Origin of the sequence: uncultured Imperialibacter sp. (assembly GCF_963974565.1) — a bacterium.
Lineage (GTDB): Bacteria > Bacteroidota > Bacteroidia > Cytophagales > Cyclobacteriaceae > Imperialibacter > Imperialibacter roseus.
The window spans coordinates 52949-70659 of sequence record NZ_CAXBCJ010000011.1 but is presented as its reverse complement, the minus strand read 5'-3'; the positions used below and the strand labels follow the sequence as shown (position 1 = coordinate 70659).

At 47.1% G+C, this 17711-nt stretch carries 15 protein-coding genes; 4 read left to right on the top strand and 11 right to left on the bottom strand.

The features are described from left to right. Nucleotides 1-6: 6 nt before the first annotated feature. A complete protein-coding gene (locus tag AAC052_RS16465; RefSeq protein WP_317492109.1) occupies nt 7-642 on the bottom strand; it encodes a spheroidene monooxygenase in 636 nt (211 codons plus the stop codon). Nucleotides 643-992: 350 nt separating this feature from the next. Here AAC052_RS16465 and AAC052_RS16460 point away from each other — a divergent pair, with 350 nt between their 5' ends. Then, complete coding sequence (locus AAC052_RS16460; RefSeq protein ID WP_339814659.1) at nt 993-3209, top strand: HAMP domain-containing sensor histidine kinase; 2217 nt, start codon at nt 993-995, stop codon at nt 3207-3209. 108 nt (nt 3210-3317) lie between these two features. Here the strand turns inward: AAC052_RS16460 and AAC052_RS16455 are convergent, their stop codons facing one another. The 4 genes from AAC052_RS16455 to AAC052_RS16440 all read right to left on the bottom strand — a co-directional run bounded on the left by AAC052_RS16455 (nt 3318) and on the right by AAC052_RS16440 (nt 7585). Further along, nucleotides 3318-4319, bottom strand: coding sequence for an LLM class flavin-dependent oxidoreductase (locus AAC052_RS16455; RefSeq protein WP_339814658.1), 1002 nt, complete (start codon nt 4317-4319; stop codon nt 3318-3320). Between the two features lie 69 nt (nt 4320-4388). After that, a complete protein-coding gene (locus AAC052_RS16450) occupies nt 4389-6047 on the bottom strand; it encodes a glycoside hydrolase family 28 protein (RefSeq protein WP_339814657.1) in 1659 nt (552 codons plus the stop codon). A gap of 310 nt (nt 6048-6357) precedes the next feature. Next, on the bottom strand, nt 6358-7167 hold the full coding sequence (gene ttcA / locus AAC052_RS16445; RefSeq protein ID WP_317491838.1) for a tRNA 2-thiocytidine(32) synthetase TtcA: 810 nt from the start codon (nt 7165-7167) through the stop codon (nt 6358-6360). A gap of 70 nt (nt 7168-7237) precedes the next feature. Next, the gene (locus AAC052_RS16440; RefSeq protein ID WP_339814655.1) at nt 7238-7585 is read right to left on the bottom strand and encodes a hypothetical protein; all 348 of its coding nucleotides are present in this window, start codon (nt 7583-7585) and stop codon (nt 7238-7240) included. Between the two features lie 62 nt (nt 7586-7647). Here AAC052_RS16440 and AAC052_RS16435 point away from each other — a divergent pair, with 62 nt between their 5' ends. Together AAC052_RS16435 and AAC052_RS16430 are read left to right on the top strand one after the other, a co-directional pair. Further along, entirely contained in the window at nt 7648-7899 is a 252-nt protein-coding gene (locus AAC052_RS16435; protein ID WP_339814654.1) for a class I SAM-dependent methyltransferase, read from the top strand. Continuing rightward, nucleotides 7881-8180 carry a hypothetical protein gene (locus AAC052_RS16430; RefSeq protein WP_339814653.1) on the top strand — a complete coding sequence of 100 codons (300 nt, stop codon included), beginning with the start codon at nt 7881-7883 and terminating at the stop codon, nt 8178-8180. Before AAC052_RS16435 ends, AAC052_RS16430 begins: the two co-directional genes overlap by 19 nt. Here AAC052_RS16430 and AAC052_RS16425 read toward each other — a convergent pair. The 3 genes from AAC052_RS16425 to AAC052_RS16415 all read right to left on the bottom strand — a co-directional run bounded on the left by AAC052_RS16425 (nt 8164) and on the right by AAC052_RS16415 (nt 11271). After that, nucleotides 8164-8811 (bottom strand): hypothetical protein, encoded by a 648-nt coding sequence (locus AAC052_RS16425; RefSeq protein WP_339814652.1) that lies wholly within the window; start codon nt 8809-8811, stop codon nt 8164-8166. The two genes, AAC052_RS16430 and AAC052_RS16425, sit on opposite strands and share 17 nt — an antisense overlap. 75 nt (nt 8812-8886) lie before the next feature. Further along, nucleotides 8887-9444 carry a cyclic nucleotide-binding domain-containing protein gene (locus tag AAC052_RS16420; protein ID WP_339814651.1) on the bottom strand — a complete coding sequence of 186 codons (558 nt, stop codon included), beginning with the start codon at nt 9442-9444 and terminating at the stop codon, nt 8887-8889. 78 nt (nt 9445-9522) lie between these two features. Beyond that, nucleotides 9523-11271: a PQQ-binding-like beta-propeller repeat protein gene (locus AAC052_RS16415; RefSeq protein WP_339814650.1), complete on the bottom strand. Its 1749-nt coding sequence runs from the start codon at nt 11269-11271 to the stop codon at nt 9523-9525. 134 nt (nt 11272-11405) lie between these two features. On the opposite strand from AAC052_RS16415, the gene AAC052_RS16410 reads away from it, so the two are divergent. Next, nucleotides 11406-12686: a hypothetical protein gene (locus tag AAC052_RS16410; RefSeq protein ID WP_339814649.1), complete on the top strand. Its 1281-nt coding sequence runs from the start codon at nt 11406-11408 to the stop codon at nt 12684-12686. 164 nt (nt 12687-12850) lie between these two features. On the opposite strand, the gene AAC052_RS16405 is transcribed toward AAC052_RS16410, so the two are convergent. The 3 genes from AAC052_RS16405 to AAC052_RS16395 all read right to left on the bottom strand — a co-directional run bounded on the left by AAC052_RS16405 (nt 12851) and on the right by AAC052_RS16395 (nt 17624). Next, nucleotides 12851-14764, bottom strand: a complete 1914-nt coding sequence (locus AAC052_RS16405) for a hypothetical protein (protein WP_339814648.1) — start codon at nt 14762-14764, stop codon at nt 12851-12853. 250 nt (nt 14765-15014) lie between these two features. Next, on the bottom strand, nt 15015-15395 hold the full coding sequence (locus AAC052_RS16400; RefSeq protein ID WP_339814646.1) for a hypothetical protein: 381 nt from the start codon (nt 15393-15395) through the stop codon (nt 15015-15017). 171 nt (nt 15396-15566) lie between these two features. Beyond that, nucleotides 15567-17624, bottom strand: coding sequence for a hypothetical protein (locus AAC052_RS16395; RefSeq protein WP_339814645.1), 2058 nt, complete (start codon nt 17622-17624; stop codon nt 15567-15569). Nucleotides 17625-17711: the final 87 nt, after the last annotated feature.

Sequence of the window (17711 nt, the reverse complement as noted above, 5' to 3'; positions counted from 1 at the left end):
GCCACTTCATAACATGCCCTCCAGCGGACAACGTCCACCCCAGGTGCCTTCAGACAGAATTGGCCGAAACCTTGCAAACAATTCTTCTTTGTACCATTTTAACGCCTTTGTCTTGGCAATAGCTACACGATGATGTTCGCTTTCATAAGCGAATCTTCGCAGCGAGGCCTCATCCTCCCAAATGCTGTAAGTGGCCATCTGCAAAATGGGCACCTCTCCCATTCCTTTTGTGTAAACAAGTCCACTATTAGATTTCAAATCTTTTTGAGAAACAGGCACGTATCGCCAGAAATCAAGCAGCTTTTGCCATTTGATGGTTGCACGGGTAATGGCGATGACAGGGCCAGAGGATTTGATGTTATCCCTGGCTTCGAATGGGTTACCCCCACTCCAACGGCCATGAGAACTGATATTCACCATGTAGGTTGTCCAAATCTCGGAGGAACGTTTTCGGTAACGATCAAGGATTTGTGACCCAGCAAAGAATGCCTTAGCATGATCTTCGCTTCGCCAAACCTGCAAAAGGATGTATATGGAAAAATCTGGAAAAGCATTAAAGCTATCGCCCCTGCCCGTACCCATAAGTTTATAGAACGTGTTACCCGCTACGCTGGCAAGATGGCTTTGGGCCAATTGCATCATTGAGAGAGCCCAAAACTTATCGGCAAAACTATTGAATCGAAAACATGTGATCGTAGTAACCTGTGACATGCCCTGCTAACACCTTGTGTGCCTGTTGTGTTAACAACAAATGAAAAGAAAAACAGAAAAGTATCGGTAAAGTAAGATCTTTGTTCACCAAAAGGCGGTCGAAACGGGGCCAACAATAATATCCGAAAATTCAAAAAAACCCACAGGCCTCCTAAGCGCAAGTATCAATGATCTTCTGCCGTTTGCTAGAATTATTCTTTTATCTTTGCAATTCCTCCAGCCCATTTTTAAAGCTTATCCCTCATTCTTAGCGTTTACTCCACTAGACACTTTTCTTTCATATGTCGTCGAGGATCGTCAGGACATTTTTCTTTGCATATTTTTTACTTACGAGCACCAAAGTACTTGGCTGGCAGCAAGGCACCCCCGTGGTTAATTTTGGCAGAGAAGCAGATCGGTCTGGGGGTGCCGTGACTGCTATTGAAATCGACGATCGGGGTTTAATGTATTTTGGCACTTCCCAGGGCGTAGTCGTTTTTGATGGTGAATCCTGGCAGGAGATTGACCTCGCCGGAAAAGGAAACACCCGTAGCATCAGTTACGACAGCCTTACTGACAGAATATATATTGGCGGTACCCAGCATTTCGGATACCTTACAAGAGACAGAACCAGCCGCTTTTCATACACTGATTTGTCAACACAAATCTCCGAAAACCATCTCTTCAAAGACGTATGGCAAATTTTTCGATTCAATAACGAAATTTACTTCATGACTCAGGAAGGACGCTTTGTCTACACCTCCGACTCAGTCATTTATAGACATTTTCCAGAATCTTACTTCTTCAGGGTAGGGTCAACGGTTTACTTATCTGAGGCTAACGGAGCATTGAGCATATTTGAAAATGGCAACTTTGTACAAAACTGGGACCAAAGCTCTCACTCAAAAAATCCTACCTTCCAGGTGCTCCCACTAGAGAAGCAACGGCATTTAATACTTTATCCACAGTCGTCCCCCGTTGTTAGAAATTTGATAGATGGAACTATCACCGTCTACGACCAACCGCTCTCTTCTCTTATAAATGAGCATTGGATGTACACGGCCGCCAGCCTTTCGGATACGCTATTAGCGATTGCCACCTGGTCGGACGGTGTGTTCATTACCGACAAAAAGGGCCAGGTTCTTCGTAAGTTTACGACAGAGGATCGTCTCATATCAAACGAGGTATATGAGATAAAAAAGGGATCACAAGGGAATCTGTGGTTAGCTACTTCCTATGGTATTTCAATGATAGACATGGCAAAGGCGTTTCCTCTTGTGGCTCCCGATAGTGCCAATGGATTTCGTGTTCACATTTCCTCGTTCGTGCACGACTATGATTCAATTACGTATACGACGCAGAATGTTGATACAGCCAGGCTGGTTGGAAGAGAAACAAGAATAAAGATCAACTTCAGCAAACCGGGAGTAGACTACTACTCGGTTCAGACTTACCACTACCGACTACTTAACTATGATACCACTTGGTATTCAACAACCGAACCTCTGGCCGCTTTTGGTGGGCTACCCAACGGAAAATATGTCTTTCAGGTAAAGGATGGGGCAAGTAATTTGGAGCCATCCGAACTTGTAGTCGTTGTGGCAGTGCCTTTGCTGGCTTTCTTTAAAGGCCCATTAGCTTACGCATCTCTAGCTGTAGCGATTCTCGGACTAGCAATTGTGGGAATCATCCACAGGTCTAAGCGTATGCGCAAAAAGCTAGCCACGCTGGTGGCAAAAAAAACGGAAGAGGTGACCAGGCATGAGCAAGAACTCATCCGCACCAACCACAACCTGCTGGCGGTAAACGAGGAACTGGACACCTTTCTTTATCGGTCTTCACACGATCTCATTGCTCCGGTAAAATCCATAAGAGGCCTTCTTTACCTCTTGAAGGCATCCAAAGATGAACTTCCTCAGTATTTGGATTTGATGGAAAACAGAATCTTAAGATTGGAAAACACTCTGCTAGAAATTAATAGCTATGTGAAAAACAGCAAAAGTGAACCACTAGCGACAAATATTCGGCTTCATAGCCTGGTCAATGAGGTCTGGGCAGATATCGAGTTTATTGAGCATGCCGACAAACTCACATTCATGAATGAAGTTGACAGTGATCTGGAAATAAAGTCCGATCCGGGGCTCTGGAAAATGATCATCCACAACCTTCTGATTAACGCTATAAAATACCACGACGGTCGCAAAGAAAGCTCGTTCGTTCGTGTATGGCATTCCATCGATAACAAAGTGTTTACTTTGAAAGTGGAAGACAATGGACAAGGAATAGCCTCAGAATCGTTACCCCGTGTATATGACATGTTTTTCCGGGCAAACGCAAATTCAAAAGGATCGGGTCTTGGACTGTTTTTGGTTAAAAAGATGGTCGACAAGTTAGGAGGAACAATCAATATAGAGTCAGAATACGCCAAAGGAACGCTGGTATCGGTCAGTTCGGCTACCCTTTCCTTCAAGGTCAATCAACCCGAAACGAGGCAAACACACACGAGTCACCTATTGTAAGGCAGCAATGTGGAGCGTTAGCTTGCCTAAAACAGATAATAAAGGGTTGCACGGGGAGCAGAGGCTTCAGAAATCTAACCTGGGAATTTTGTTGTCTATTACCATTTGCTACATCTCTCCCATCAACTCCGCAAAAAGCTCATACGACTTTAGGCGATCCTGGCTACTGTACATATGGCTGGCGACCATAATTTCGTTTACCCCAGTCTTTTGTAAGAAGTCGCTGGTCTTTTCTTTCACTGTTTCCTTGCTGCCCACAAAAGCATAGTGCAAGAAACGCTGAAAGGCAGGTTCATCCATAAAGGCTCTGATCTGCGGCTCCAGCGGCGCAGGTGGCCTCAGCTGATCACGGTTGTTGGTCAGTATGCCCAACACCATCCTCACCAGCGAAGACGCCAGCAACTCGGCTTGCTCGTTGGTATCGGCGGCAACCACATTCACGCAGGCAATGGTATAGGGCTCCTGAAGGGCCGCCGAGGGCTGAAACTCGTTGTAATAGACATTGAGTGCCTCAAACAAATGCGTTGGTGCAAAATGGCTGGCAAAAGCATAAGGAAGGCCTTTTCTGGCCGCCAGGTGGGCACTATCGGTGCTCGAGCCGAGAATGTACAAAGGGACATCCACCCCTTCGGCTACGTAGGCCCTCACCTTTTCATCTGCGTTGTCGTCAGCGAAATAATGTTGAATCTCCCCTACTTCCTCGGGAAACCTGTAAGCAGCGTGCATTCGCTCCCGACGAATGGCGTAGGCTGTTTCCTGATCGGTGCCAGGTGCTCTGCCCAGGCCGAGGTCAATCCTGTGAGGAAACAATGAACCCAGCGTGCCAAACTGCTCCGCCACAATCAGTGGGGCATGATTTGGCAGCATAACACCCCCGGAACCAACCCTGATGGATTTGGTCCCGCCTGCAATATGCCCTATGAGCACAGGCGTAGCTGAGCTGGCTATGCTGATCATGTTATGGTGTTCCGCCAGCCAAAAGCGGGTGTACCCCCATTTTTCAGCATTTTGCGCCAACAACAAACTGTTTTTAAACACATCACCTGTGGAGGATCCCGCAGGCACCGACGCCAACTCCAGGATGGAGTAGGGTACTTTTCCTTTCTTCATATTCACACCAGACCAATTGTATCAATAGGCAAATGAAAAAAGGGCCTGGTTGGTTCACATAACCTGCTACTATTTCAATTTAACCGTCTTTGGATCTACGCCTTCCCCGATCAGCATTTGCTTGGCCGGGCTGGAAAAGTCGGTTTTTGAAAATGTTAGGTTGGTGGTTTTGTTACCCTGAATGGAAACCGGCTTTCCCTCATGGGACACTACTTTGAACCCTGAAAAGGTAAGGTTATGGGCATTGTAGATCGTGAAGGGACTTCCTTCTGTTACGACGACAGTGACATTCTTAAAACTCATTCCATCAGCATCAATGATAGAAACGCCCTTATTGCCTGACAGATAAACATTGTCAAGGTTCACATTTTTAAGGTTCATTTCAGGCAGTCCCTGAAAGAAACCTGCCACACCAGAGTTAACCGATCGGATATTCTTCATGTAAATGTCTTTGAACGAAGGGGTTTCCTCTGTTACCGATACGGGCGTGTCGTCGATCTCAGGCGTCTCCTGATCGTCCTCCAGAATAGGCGACTGCCCACCGTAGAAAAGATTGAAGCGAATAGGCTCGGCAGCAATATCGTACATGTCAATGTCGGAGATGTACACGTTCTCCACCACGCCACCACGTCCTCTGGTGCTTTTGAATCGCAAGCCACAGTCAGTACCAATGAAGGTGCATTTTGACACATGCACGTTCTTTACCCCACCCGACATTTCGCTACCAACGGTGAATCCACCATGACCGTGGTAAACAATGTTGTTGAACACCACCAAGTTTTCAGTTGGGACGCCTCTTTTTCTGCCATCGGCATCTTTCCCCGATTTGATGCAAATGGCATCATCACCCACATCAAAGGAGTTGTTGTACACCCAGGTATTTTTACACGATTCGATGTCAATGCCATCGCCGTTTTGCGAATACCACGGGTTACGCACAGTCAGGTTTCTTACGATCAGGTTCTCACACATGAGTGGATGTATGTTCCACGCAGGTGAATTTTGAAAGGTCGGTCCATCAAGCATTACATTCCTGGAGTTCCGAATGCTGATCATCACCGGTCTCAAAAAGTCTTTATACTCCTTCAATTCATCCATCGATGCATTGTCAGGGACATTAAAATTGTTGGTCGCCTCCACTCCTTTTTTAAAGCTTTCTGAAGGATACCAAGTATTCCCGTCATCGCTTACCAGTCCACCACCAGCCACAATCTCTTTCCACTGCTGGCTCGACACTTTACTTCTTTTCACCATCCTCCAGGCATCCCCGTTGCCATCGATAACACCTTTTCCAGTGATAGAGATGTTTTCCACCTCAAGAGCATTGATCGGCGATATGCATCTGTACGTATCAAGTCCTTCAAAGCTCGTGGCCACTACGGCGTACAGCGTTTTGTCGTCCGAGAAAAGAATAAGGGCTCCTTCCTCCACGTGTAAATCGAGGTTGCTTTTAAGCGTGATCGGCCCTGTCAGCCAAATACCCCTCGGAACCACCAGGTGCCCCCCTCCTTTGCTCACAATGGCCTCAATGGCCTTTGCAAAAGCCTCGGTGTTAAGTGAAGCTCCATCAGGCACACCCCCGAAATCCAGCAGGCTCACCCGATAGGTCGGAATAACAGGCTCTGTCATTTTAGGCATGTCGAATTCGAGCTTTGGGAAAAGAGTAGCCCCCTGGCCTGACACAAGATGGGAAATGAAGAAGAAAAGACTGGCTATTTTCAGTTTCATAAGTTCAAGCGATTAAAATCGTGCTGGAGAGGTTTGTAATCAACAAGCGTAAAAGAGTAACCATCGTGTACTTGCTAATCGTAGCAGATAATTGAAAATCAAGCCCTATGCCTGATACAAACAGTTCTGAGTAAAGACGTATTTAGGAGCGAAGTCACCCACAAGCGGGTTTGTGGATTTGAATCAATAGCATCCTAAGTGATTTGAGTTGGAGCCTATCCAAGCAGACTGGTAAGCACCAAAAGGGTTGTAGGCTTCATAATCTATAAACTAATACAACTCAAGACCCTCTTATAACGAGAAAAGCGCCTTACGGCACAAACTCATCTACCCTCCCGACCTTCGAAACCAGCTCCTCAAAGTCGAAAATATCCTTATCGAATAAATGGGATGGAGAAACGTTTTTCAAGGCCGTGAGCATGATCTCGGTGCGGTCGGGGAATTGCTGCTCCCATTGCTTCATCATCTGCTTGATCACCTTGCGCTGCATATTGGGCTGAGAGCCGCAGAGGTTACAGGGGATGATCGGGAATTGCTTTAACTCAGCATACTGAATGATGTCCTCTTCCTTGCAATAGGCCAGCGGACGTATCACCACGTGCTTACCGTCGTCTGTGCGGTATTTAGCAGGCATGGCTTCCAGCTTGCCGCTGAAAAACATATTGAGGAAAAAAGTTTCCAGCACATCTTCCCTGTGATGCCCAAGCGCAATTTTTGTGGCCCCAAGCTCTTCGGCTGTGGTATAGAGAATGCCCCTCCTGAGCCTGGAACAAAGACTGCACATGGTTTTGCCTTCGGGCACTTTATCAACCACCACGGAATAGGTATCTCTTTCTACTATGCGAAAGTCAACGCCAAGATTGGTCAGATAGTTGGGCAGCACTTCCTCAGGAAAGCCTGGCTGCTTCTGATCGAGATTCACGGCTATGATGTCGAAGTCGTGCTGTCTCGACTTTTGCACGTGCAGCAGCATGTCGAGCATGGTGTAGCTGTCTTTGCCTCCTGAAAGGCACACCATTACCTTGTCCCCAGCCTCTATGATACCGAAGTCTTCCTGCACCGCCCACACCTTCTTGTGTAAGCGCCTGATTAATTTTTCCTGATCCAGCTCTGACAACATGCCCGATTCAAATTAGCGTTTCGACACAAAAATAAATGCTGAAATCTGGATTATGGCCAAGGTCAGGTCTTTATTTAGCTAACGGGTGTTTGAGATAGATCATTACCAGGGGCAAAATCATAAAAGGAAGCTCAACGAGTGCCGTTTTGAAGTCACGCTGCTGCAGGCAGAGGGCCACAATTAACAAAAGGCTGGCAGCCGTGATAAAGTTACCCAGGAAAAAGGTTCTGGGAAACAGAATCAACACGGTGGCGAAAATACCAACGGCACCAAAATTAATAATGGCATGCTTGCTAATGCCCCATTTGCCAAACATTTCCAGCATTTTGGGGTCAGCACTTACCATTCCCCAGCCATGCTTGAAGCCCATGTACACTGAGAAAAGGATGAGAATTGAGTTGATGACTTTCAGTACCATGATGTTTTTATGAACAAGGTAAACTATTTCTCAGGCTTTCGATGTTTAGTCTCCACACAGAAATGGAACTGAGCACCGCAATCAAACTGATAGAGAATGGCGTGTCCAATGCCGGGGATGCCCAATCCTGGCTTGATTTGGGTGCTGGCAATGGCCTGTTCACAAGAGCGCTGGCTGCTGTACTGCCCTCAGGAAGTGTTGTTACTGCTATAGAAAAAGCAGTTCATTCTCCCCAACCAAAAACGACCTCCAGGGCGCCACCCGAATCGACACCAGGGTTGCAGATTTCACCACGTTGCGCTCAGAAGATTTGAAGGTGAATGGAATTTTGATGGCAAACTCTCTCCATTATGTGAAGGATCAGGAAGGCTTTCTTAAGAAAGTGCTGGACAGCTTGCTGCCAGATGGCAGGCTGATCGTGGTAGAATATGACACGGACAGAGGAAATATGTGGGTGCCCTATCCGCTAAGTTTCAGCTCGCTGACTAGCCTGTTAACCGAAACATCGGCAGAAGTTGTTACCAGACTGGGTAGCACTCCTTCACAGTTTCAGAGAGGGGGCATTTACAGTGCGCTCATCATGTCTGCAGCGTAACTGAGGTTTTGGCTAATGCCACGCCCACTGCAAGAAGCCAAATGACAAAAGCGCCGATAAAAATGCGAAGCCCCTCCAGGTCGGTAAAAACAAACCCGAACAACGTCATAGCAATGGCAAGAATACCCACAACCAATCCGAGCCATCCAAGCCACTTTTTCAATAAGCCCGTTCTCACGATGGCCCACGACCAAAGCACGGCAGCACCAGACATGGCCAGGATAAAAATGAGATCAAAAGCTTTATTGAGTGAATAATTGTAGATCAGTACAGCTCTGATCAAATCATTGTTTTCGCTGGTGATCTCACCCATTCGTTCCAGGAAAAATGGTACTGCGAGGCCATTCAATGTCGCTGCCATCATCACAGCTACAGCACTAAAAGCAAAGAGCACTGCACCTCCATAGGACAAGACAATGTCGGATTTGAGCTTGATTGCGAGCCCCACAAGGCCATAGGAGAGCACAATGATGGACAGAATTGCCAAAGAGTGGCTGGCGATGATGATGTCAGACATTTGCCTGATGTGGGCTGCATTGCCGCCCGCCGGGTGCAGTACCATTGTAAGCACCATGAATACTGAGCCAATGATAATGGCTACTCCGCTTGATTTCTCCAGTCTGCTGTCCATCTTTCGTTATTTTGAATGATGGACAATTATAGAGGCTTTTCAAACGGAATCACTTGATCGTAATCAAGAAATGTATCACTTGATGCGGGACCGAATCCTGCTCAGCGTTTCGGGTGTGATCTGGAGGTATGATGCAATGTGTTTCAGGGGAAACACCTGAAAGAGCATAGGCCGGGTAGTGAGTAACTCCACGTACTTTTCGTCAATCGACTTTGGACTTAGCTTGCCCTCCACTCCAATGAAGTTGTGCTCGAGAAGCTTCCCGAGTACAAAGAAAACCGGAGAAATGCCTATAAGTTCATGAATTGAACTAACGTCAAGCCCCATTACCGCCGAGTCTTCAAAAGCGGAAATGCTCGCCAGAGCAGGTTTTCTGGAGACAAAACTAAGGTTGTCAATTACCCAGTCGCCAGGCAAATAGAGACCGTCGATAGTATCTGAGTCATCCTGCTGCCGGTATTGCACCAGACTGCCCCGTTCAAGAAAGTGGACGCCTCCACAAACCTGTCCTGCTTTTAGTAAAAATTCACCCTTCTTCAGCGGAGTTGTAACAAAACGAACTGTGATCAGATCCAGCTCATGCGCTGAAAAAGGGTGTAACTGCAGCAGCGATTTGGTAATACTTGCAAACATTGGTTGGCAGGATTTGAGCGATGGTTATTGCTGCCTCCAAGTTTGCTAATCTCATTCTTCTCTCCAAATCTCGCCGGTCTAAAATCCGTGCTCAGCCAACTTCCGTATTGTTCTTAAGTCCTCTTCCTGAATCGGCATATAATGCCATGAACAAAACGAAATACATCCACCTTTCATACTACCAATAGGTTTCCAAAAAGCAGCCATCCGCCCATGCTCATTCACTGCCAGCGGCACAATGCCCTCGCCACCTGAGATAGAAGAGCCCAAAGAGGCAAACGATTCGGGGAGCCCCCAATGGCGACCTGCTGGCGTAGCCTTTGCGTAGTACACACCAAAGTCCATATTGACGTCAAAATTTATTCCCAGCAAATCGACGGAGTACTGAGCATTGGATGCCACAATGTTGAAATCCTTGTTGGTCACCCAATAGTTGGGAAAATAACCCAGCCAGATTACCCTGCCGCCCGCCTCCATATACTGGTTCAGCAGGCTTCCCCCTGCTTCTTTTCCTACCACCGCCTTTGGCATATACTGATGGGCAAACACGATGCTGCTTTGTTTTTTGTCGGCAATCCGATCTCTCATGAACGTGGTAAGCGCAGCGGTATCCAGCCGGGGATAGCCCTGGGTCTCCAGGTATGGCGAAATCTTTTCTGAGCTTATCATCTCTTTTTGCGCCCTCAGTTCAGGGTAATAGACAGCAAGCATTCTTTCGTCTCCTTCTTCAAAGGCATACAGGGAACCATCGTCGCTCCCGACATAGAGGGTTCCCTCGTCGAGAATAGGCGAAGACATCACGGCTCCTTCAGTCTGGTACTTCCACGCCACCCTGCCGGTCGTTTTTTCAAATGCATAAACCAACCCCGTAAACGAGCCGATATACACATGCTTTTCGTCCACCACTGGTGTGGAGTAGAAATAGGATCCTCCATCGAATTTCCACAGTTCCTTCCCACTTGTCATATCCACTGCGGAAACAGCAAGCGCATCGGACCACCCAACATATACCGTATTTCCATCAATTGTTGGTGAGCTCCCGACCCAGGAGGATCCATAAGTAAACCTCCATTTTTTTTCAAGCGACCTGGCATCAATGCTGTAAAGGCCGCCATCTCTTGCGCCGAACACCAGCTGATTGTCCTTCATCGCTGGCCTGGAGATCAATGATGTTCTGTCCCATCCGTACACTTTGGTGTAATAACTTACGCCCTCCGTCTCATATTTCCCTTCCTCTTTGCCACTGGCAGCATTCACTACATAAAGAAATCCATTGAAATCAGAAACATACACTTTGTTCCCGTTCACGAGCGGCGTAGCCCTTATCTTATCTGCCGTGGAGAACTTCCAGGTGAGTTTTCCGTTCTGCAAATTGAGCGCATAGAGATTATTGTCGCCTGAACCTATCAAAACATTGCTGCCATGGGCAACAGGCGAGGCATCGTAATAGTCCCATCCCCAGGTGTGTGGAACGGGCTTCTCCATTTGAAATGACCACAATAGCTTGCCTGAAGTGGCATCAACAGCATACACTTTGTTGTCTCTTGCCTGAAAAATTGCCTTTCCGCCTGCCAAAAGTGGTTGCGAAACAATGGCACCCCCAGCTTTGAACTGCCAGATCTCCCGGGCCGACTCCTTTTCAACGCAGTATAAGGTACCTGCCGAGTTCCCAAAGTAAAGTTTGCCATCATTGATTGAAACTGTGCCTCTCACGGGCCCTCCTGTTTCAAAACGCCACTTGATTTGGGGGTGGCTGAGGGAGCCGTTAGCATTGAGCAGACCAGGAAGCGATACTAACACAAGCAGGACAAGTAATATTCTTTGCATACTTTTGAGTTTTGGTTTCAACAAATCAATCGAAAAGAATGACAGACTGTCGAAAAACGCCCGGACTTGTCTGTTCAAACCTGCTCAAGTCGGTTCAACTATTTTTTCTAACCCTATTCAGCTAAATTTTGGGCATGGAGTCAGACGATATCAATATAAAAGAATGTCTAGTTGAAATAGAGAAGCGGCTCAACTGGGGGCCTGGCGAGGCGTGGACTACCAACGACTTCAAGGCGCTCAGTGAGAAGATCCATGCTGCCACTGGCACCAACCTTAGCGTGGCCACTTTGAAGCGCCTGTGGGGCACCATTGACTACCAAAGCAAGCCAACGGCCACCACACTCAATGCGCTTGCTCAGTACCTCGGTCACGAGAACTGGAAGGCCTATCAATACGCCAACAGCCTCCCGAAAGAAACCAACCAAAAGAAGCTCACTTCGGCAGAGGCGAAAAAAGGCCGTCCCGTCGGCATCATTCTTTCATTGCTAGTCATACTTTCTCTCGGTGCATGGCTGCTGTTTTATATCTCGAACAAAGACCAGGAAGAGACAAAGCCTCTGCCGGACGCCAGCCTGTTTAGCTTCAGCAGCAAGCAGGCCGTGTCAGAAGGTGTGCCCAATTCTGTGATCTTCGATTATGACGCATCGCCAGCCAGTGCTATCGACACGATCTTTATCCAACAAAGCTGGGACAAAAGGCTACGGCAACAGGTACCCTATGATAAGAAGGTACACACCTCTATCTACTACTACCCGGGCTACTTCCAGGCAAAGCTGGTAGTCAACGACAGTATTGTGAAACAGCACCCTGTTTATATCACCTCTATGGGTTGGTTGCCTTTGGTAGAGCAGGAAAAGGTGCCGGTGTATTTCAAAGTGGAAGATGTAATCAAAGGAAATGGGGCTTTGTCGCTTCCACTTGAAAAGCTGACCAGTAACAATATTCACCTGCAGCCAGAAACGCCCTGGACATCCTACTTCTATGTGAAGGCATTTGAGGGACTGCAGTCCGATAATTTGGTGTTCCAGACGGAAATACGGAACGATTTTAGAGAAGGTGCGGGAATTTGTCAGCATACCGAGATTCATCTCCTGCTGGCGGGAGGAGCGCTTATTGTTCCGTTGGCCATCAAAGGCTGTATCTCAGGGTTGACGCTGTACGACGTGGATGGAAAAGTTGAAGACCCGACGCCTTTGGGAGTAGACTTCTCAGATTGGGTAAAGGTGAGGTATGAGGTAAAAGATATGGCCGGCCGGCTTTTTATCAACGATGAATTGGCATACGACAGCCTGAACCTCCATTTCGGGCCGGTGGACGTGGTTGGATTGAAGTTCCGGTTTCAGGGAACCGGGAGTGTCAATTATGTGAAGCTTTGGGGAAAAGATGAAGAGCTCATTTTTGAAGAAAACTTCTAGTTGTCCTGCTCTTTTCCCCTCAGGCATGAGACCAATTTCGTTAAGTTAAGGAATCGGAACACTAAACTTCACTCACCTCAATTCACAAAGGACAAGGAAAGTTCGTTATTCTCCCTGCAGGGCCGGGGTAAAAAAGGCTTAACTTAACGACATTGGGCATGAGACTAGCTCTCGGAAATCACGATCACCCTGTCCTTCCAGCTGAATTCTATCAGGTCCGACTTTTTCGGGTTCACCACCACTCCATAGCCCATCTCCACATTTTTGGCATCTGACATCCGGCGATAGCCAATGGCAATTTCATTTTGGCGTGCAGCCGACTCCAGCACTGTGTAAAAATTGGTCGTCACCATGCTGTTTGCCTCCAATGAAATGTAATCCGTAATTGGCTTGATATAGATTTCAGCCCCGTCGGCATCAAGTAGTTCCTCGAATACACGCATTAGGTATTTGTTCTCTGCTACCTGGGTCATGAGCAAACTAAGCAGCTTATCACTTACAATAAAGTCGTCGGCGCTGGTCACATCGGCCAACTGGCGATTGCGGATATCCATCATTTCCGAGACCAGGTTCACTTTTGTGGGGGCACTCTCCAGTATATTCCTGAGGTGCAGAAGCGTAATCAGCGTTTGTGCATCTGCTTCCTGAAGTGGAAAGTCGTCCTGATAGCACAGCATGATGATGTAATTGTACTGCTGGCAGTGGAGTTTTTCGAGCTCAGTTCTGTCAGTCGTGTCGCTGTGCTGGAATTCCAACCTGATATTCTTCAGCGAAGCCTGTAGTTTCTCCAGGCGTTCTTCTTCAATACGAAATTTTGAAATAATATGAACAGTGGATCCTTCATCCACATAGTTATCCAATTCCCTGATCACCAGGCTGGCTCTGTGGTTCCAGCCAATAACGAGAATAGATTCTACGACACTTGGCTTCTTTTCTCTCCTAACGATGCGCTGCTCGTCAATCACAAACGATTTGCCCGATACAACCATGGTGTCGTCATCTTCTGTGATACCAATGAGCTTATCTCCCTTTTGAATGAGCTTGTTCATTGGTGGGTTGATCAGTATTTCAACTTCATCAGCCGACTGCATACCAATGATGGCAGAATCCTCGTAGCTAAAAACAGCCTCTCTGAAGGTTTTACCTACCAGCTTTGGCTCCTCCATGAAATAGATTTCATCACCTCCGAAATCCATCAACTCCGTGTAAACAACAGAAAGCCCCGATTGCAAACTGGTTTGCACCATCACCTTCGAAACAAATTCATCCGAAAGGATCAGCTCTACTTCCTCCTTCCCTACCATCTTGGCCACCTCATAATTCTCGCTATGCTTTATCTCGGCGGTAATGTGGTAAGGTGTCTCCCTTCGGGTATCACTGGACGTAATCGCCAGAATTGTCTTGATAATCTGGCTGTCTGAGTTTTCATTTTCCTTGTCAAGGATAATGATGGACTTCGATCCTGCCGGATTGCCGATGTCGAGGTCGTGCAGGTCAATAGGATCCCCGGTTCGACAAACAATCCTGGTGTTCTTATGGTCGGGTATTTTGTCACGGATCTTGTCCTCCATCTCAATCTTGTCCTTGTCAGCCAAAATCACAATAAGAGGATCCTTCTGGTTTTCATTGGCTATGATTAATTCAGACACGATGGTATAAATCTTCGAAGACCACCCCAGAATCAACACGTGGCCGTCGTCAACAATACGGGATCTTCCCTTGCGCAGCCGATCAATTTTGTCCATGATTCCATTTGAAATCAAACCAATCAGCGTACTGAGCGCTATGATGCCGTACCCCGTGACCACAAACATCCAGAACTTGTAAATCCAGTCGCCTTCATGCTCCGCCAATGTGCCAGGATCAAGCGTATGCATCAGGCTGAACCATAGTATATTGATATAGCCGTCGGGCAGGGCTTCATCGGGATGAATGTTGGCAAAAAAGAGGACGCAGGTAAAAACAGAAAGTATAACCGTAGAGAAAATTGTGAGATATAGTATGAGTGCCACCGGACCGGCCGACATCAAATTATCGAACTTATAATTTAGTTTTTCCCGAAAAGGGTAATTTTTCATTTGAAGAAACTTTTTGACAGAATTTGCCTTAGAAAAACATTTTTGTCTGCATTCGACTACTCCGAAATTCGCCACACAAAGGAAAAATACCGATGGACTATACCAGCAAACACAAATAACCTACCAGGCTACCGGTTAGTTTCAATATGGCATTTTGGCTGCAGGAGCAGGTCACCAAAATTCCTCAGGTTCAATATGATGCAAAAAAGCAAGAGCTAAAAGCTGAACTCAGGAAACTTTGGGTTTAAGCTCAGGCTTTGGGCGGTGGAGAGCTAATCTCCAAAAAATTTTGTGGAATGAGAAACAAGGGATTTCCGAAGGTGTGAACAACACTCACAAAGTCATTGTCGAGCGAAACCGTAGGTAGCAGCGACTGCTGACAGTAGACCACATGATGAACACCAGGGTGTCCATTTTCGCCATCCTGCTCATCGTGTTCCTGCATGGCGTTTTCAATACCCAGCACCGACTCCAAAGCGAACTCCAGGATACTTTCAATATCGTTGTGGGTCAGATCCTCGGCCACATAGTCAGGCTGAGCGTCCCTGCCATCAATGCTATAATTGAGCAAATAGAGGGCTAGGCAATAAGCAAGAACCTTGCGTGTGAATATGTACCCTCTGACTTTCATTTTTGACTATGGTGCAAATATAGGGGTTTTAGCATTGGTTAAAGAAATGGAACACCAATCTTATATTTTGGTTTCGTGAAAGATGCGAGAAACGTTTTCGGAGCCTCAACGCAAGAAATGGCTCTCCTCTCCAAAAGAGATTAGCCTTTCTGTTCAAAGTTTTTTGAAAGGTCACTTTTGGAAGCTGGCAGATTTCGCCACCTCAATATCTCTTTCCACTTCTGGAATAAGGCTTTTCCAGGAAAAGTAGTCCTTCCTTTCATCCTGGAAACCAAAAACACCACCAACAATGTAGGGCACTTCGAGGTAGTTTTTGGAGGTTACCTCCGAAAGTTCTTTCCAGATAACAAGGGCTTCTTCCAGGGCCTTGACTGCCTGTTGCTTTTGAAGTGTGTCTCCATTTTTCCTAAATAGCCCAAGATAAACCCCTGCCTGCAGCTTCTTAGCAAAATAACGACTCAGGAGCGACCAGGCTCTCAAATCATCTATTTCCTGATTGTATTCACTGGTGTAAATAGTGCCTTTTGCGGTAAAAGACTTTATGAGGACGTCTGCTTCCGCCGCATTGGCTGTCAATTCATTTGCCAGATCCAAAGGCGTCTTTTTACTCTCGGACACTTTTTTCTTTTCGACCTGAATAGCCACATAGTCCTTGATAGAAAGGTAGCTCGGATCCAGCACCTTACGGTCCATTAGCTCTTCCAATGAAATAAAGAAGGAGACCTTGTCGTCGTAGCCATACCCCGGAGGTGTTACCGGCGACATAAACCCTTCAGCGTAAAGTGTGTAGTCCCAGGTAGAACCGAAGAACGAAGCCAGCCTCAACGGCATCCTGCTCACCAGTTTATATGCCTCCAACATCTGCGGCCCTTGATCCATATGATATTTTCGATTGAACTGTTCTTCAAATACCTTGTCAGGCGTGTTGATATCGTACAGTAGCCTGCCCCAAAGACTGTAAAACAACCACTGGCGCTCGAAGGCGTAGTTCCACGTGCGACCAATTTCAGGTTTGGTGAAGTATTCGAAAGCAGGTATATAGCCCTCAGAACCAATATAATACCCGTTCATATAGTCGGCTGTATTGGTTTTGATGTGGCTACGGATAAAGTCTGGCTCGCCCCACCGGAGAATAAAGAAGTCCTCGTTGCGCACCATCCACTCAATTTTGTAGTTCTCAGGGGCCGGATTCCAATAGCCGGTATTCACAGCGCCTGACTCGCTGGCGTGGGTGATCAAAAGCTTCGGTGTTGAATGCCCATGGCTCCAGTTGAACTTCACTTCTACTTGCACAGGATCTTGAAAATCAGCAGCATCCAGTATGCGTCTCATTTCATTGCTTGAGCCCGACAACACGGCCCTGTGCAGAAACTTCACCGGCCTGTTTGCCGCTCTCATGCCTGCTACAAACGTCTCAGCAATCCAGTCCTCCCGCTCTGCTGCTGTCATTTTTGTCATCCAGTCGGCCAGGGTTACACCAAGGCCTGACAGGTCGTTGTAGGTATCAATGACAGCAGTCACCGCCTCCCTTGTATAGTCCCTCACCACTTGCGAAGTATCATTGAGGGCTTTCACACCGTGGTGTTTGGCAAAAGATTCAGGCACCACAATATTCCAGTTGACAATAAATACCTCTACTCCTCTTTCTTTGGCCATACGGAACAGCCCTTTCCAGAACGCCTGCCAGTCGGCCATTTCCTGATCGGTAAAAGGACTGGCTTCCGGATAGTTGGGTAACTTCACCATGTATTGGAAAGGGTGCATGTTGTACAACGCCAGCTGGTTGAAACGGTTGGCCATCATCATATCCAGAAAAGCCTCCCAAAACTTCAAATCCCGGCAGGTGCTCAGGTGGTAGTCCATGCTGAGGCTCTCCCGGTAGGCATCCCAGGGCAGGTTGAACTTGATGGCCCGGACTTCCATGGATGGGTTGACCTGCCTTCCATTTATTTGGTTCGGTTTCCCGCCGTTGACAATTTCCTCTGTAAAAGCCAGGAGCCCGTACCGGGCACCCGAGAAGTCATTAGCTGAAATGATGGTTTGGTTCCCATTCCAGTTTATCCGGTAGCCTTCCGCTTTGACGTTGGGATCAGCTCCTAGTTTAATGGCAATGTCATAGTCGGTAATCTCATTGGACGCCAGCGCTTCTTTAGTTTTAATTACCAGGCGCTCCATTCCGGGGATATCAGCAGGGTAATTAATGGTTTGGCCAGCTGCCCAAAACGTCAACAGCTGGAAACAGATTATCAGGGTATAATTTTTCAACATACTTGAAACTAACAAAAAACGCTAAGATTAAAGCATCATAGCGTTTTG

What these genes read in the sequence shown, in the direction of transcription:
- AAC052_RS16465 (WP_317492109.1), bottom strand. Translation starts at nt 642, where the DNA reads ATGATGCAATTGGCCCAAAGCCATCTTGCCAGCGTAGCGGGTAACACG.
- AAC052_RS16460 (WP_339814659.1), top strand. Translation starts at nt 993, where the DNA reads ATGTCGTCGAGGATCGTCAGGACATTTTTCTTTGCATATTTTTTACTT.
- AAC052_RS16455 (WP_339814658.1), bottom strand. Translation starts at nt 4,319, where the DNA reads ATGAAGAAAGGAAAAGTACCCTACTCCATCCTGGAGTTGGCGTCGGTG.
- AAC052_RS16450 (WP_339814657.1), bottom strand. Translation starts at nt 6,047, where the DNA reads ATGAAACTGAAAATAGCCAGTCTTTTCTTCTTCATTTCCCATCTTGTG.
- ttcA (WP_317491838.1), bottom strand. Translation starts at nt 7,167, where the DNA reads ATGTTGTCAGAGCTGGATCAGGAAAAATTAATCAGGCGCTTACACAAG.
- AAC052_RS16440 (WP_339814655.1), bottom strand. Translation starts at nt 7,585, where the DNA reads ATGGTACTGAAAGTCATCAACTCAATTCTCATCCTTTTCTCAGTGTAC.
- AAC052_RS16435 (WP_339814654.1), top strand. Translation starts at nt 7,648, where the DNA reads ATGGAACTGAGCACCGCAATCAAACTGATAGAGAATGGCGTGTCCAAT.
- AAC052_RS16425 (WP_339814652.1), bottom strand. Translation starts at nt 8,811, where the DNA reads ATGGACAGCAGACTGGAGAAATCAAGCGGAGTAGCCATTATCATTGGC.
- AAC052_RS16420 (WP_339814651.1), bottom strand. Translation starts at nt 9,444, where the DNA reads ATGTTTGCAAGTATTACCAAATCGCTGCTGCAGTTACACCCTTTTTCA.
- AAC052_RS16415 (WP_339814650.1), bottom strand. Translation starts at nt 11,271, where the DNA reads ATGCAAAGAATATTACTTGTCCTGCTTGTGTTAGTATCGCTTCCTGGT.
- AAC052_RS16410 (WP_339814649.1), top strand. Translation starts at nt 11,406, where the DNA reads ATGGAGTCAGACGATATCAATATAAAAGAATGTCTAGTTGAAATAGAG.
- AAC052_RS16405 (WP_339814648.1), bottom strand. Translation starts at nt 14,764, where the DNA reads ATGAAAAATTACCCTTTTCGGGAAAAACTAAATTATAAGTTCGATAAT.
- AAC052_RS16400 (WP_339814646.1), bottom strand. Translation starts at nt 15,395, where the DNA reads ATGAAAGTCAGAGGGTACATATTCACACGCAAGGTTCTTGCTTATTGC.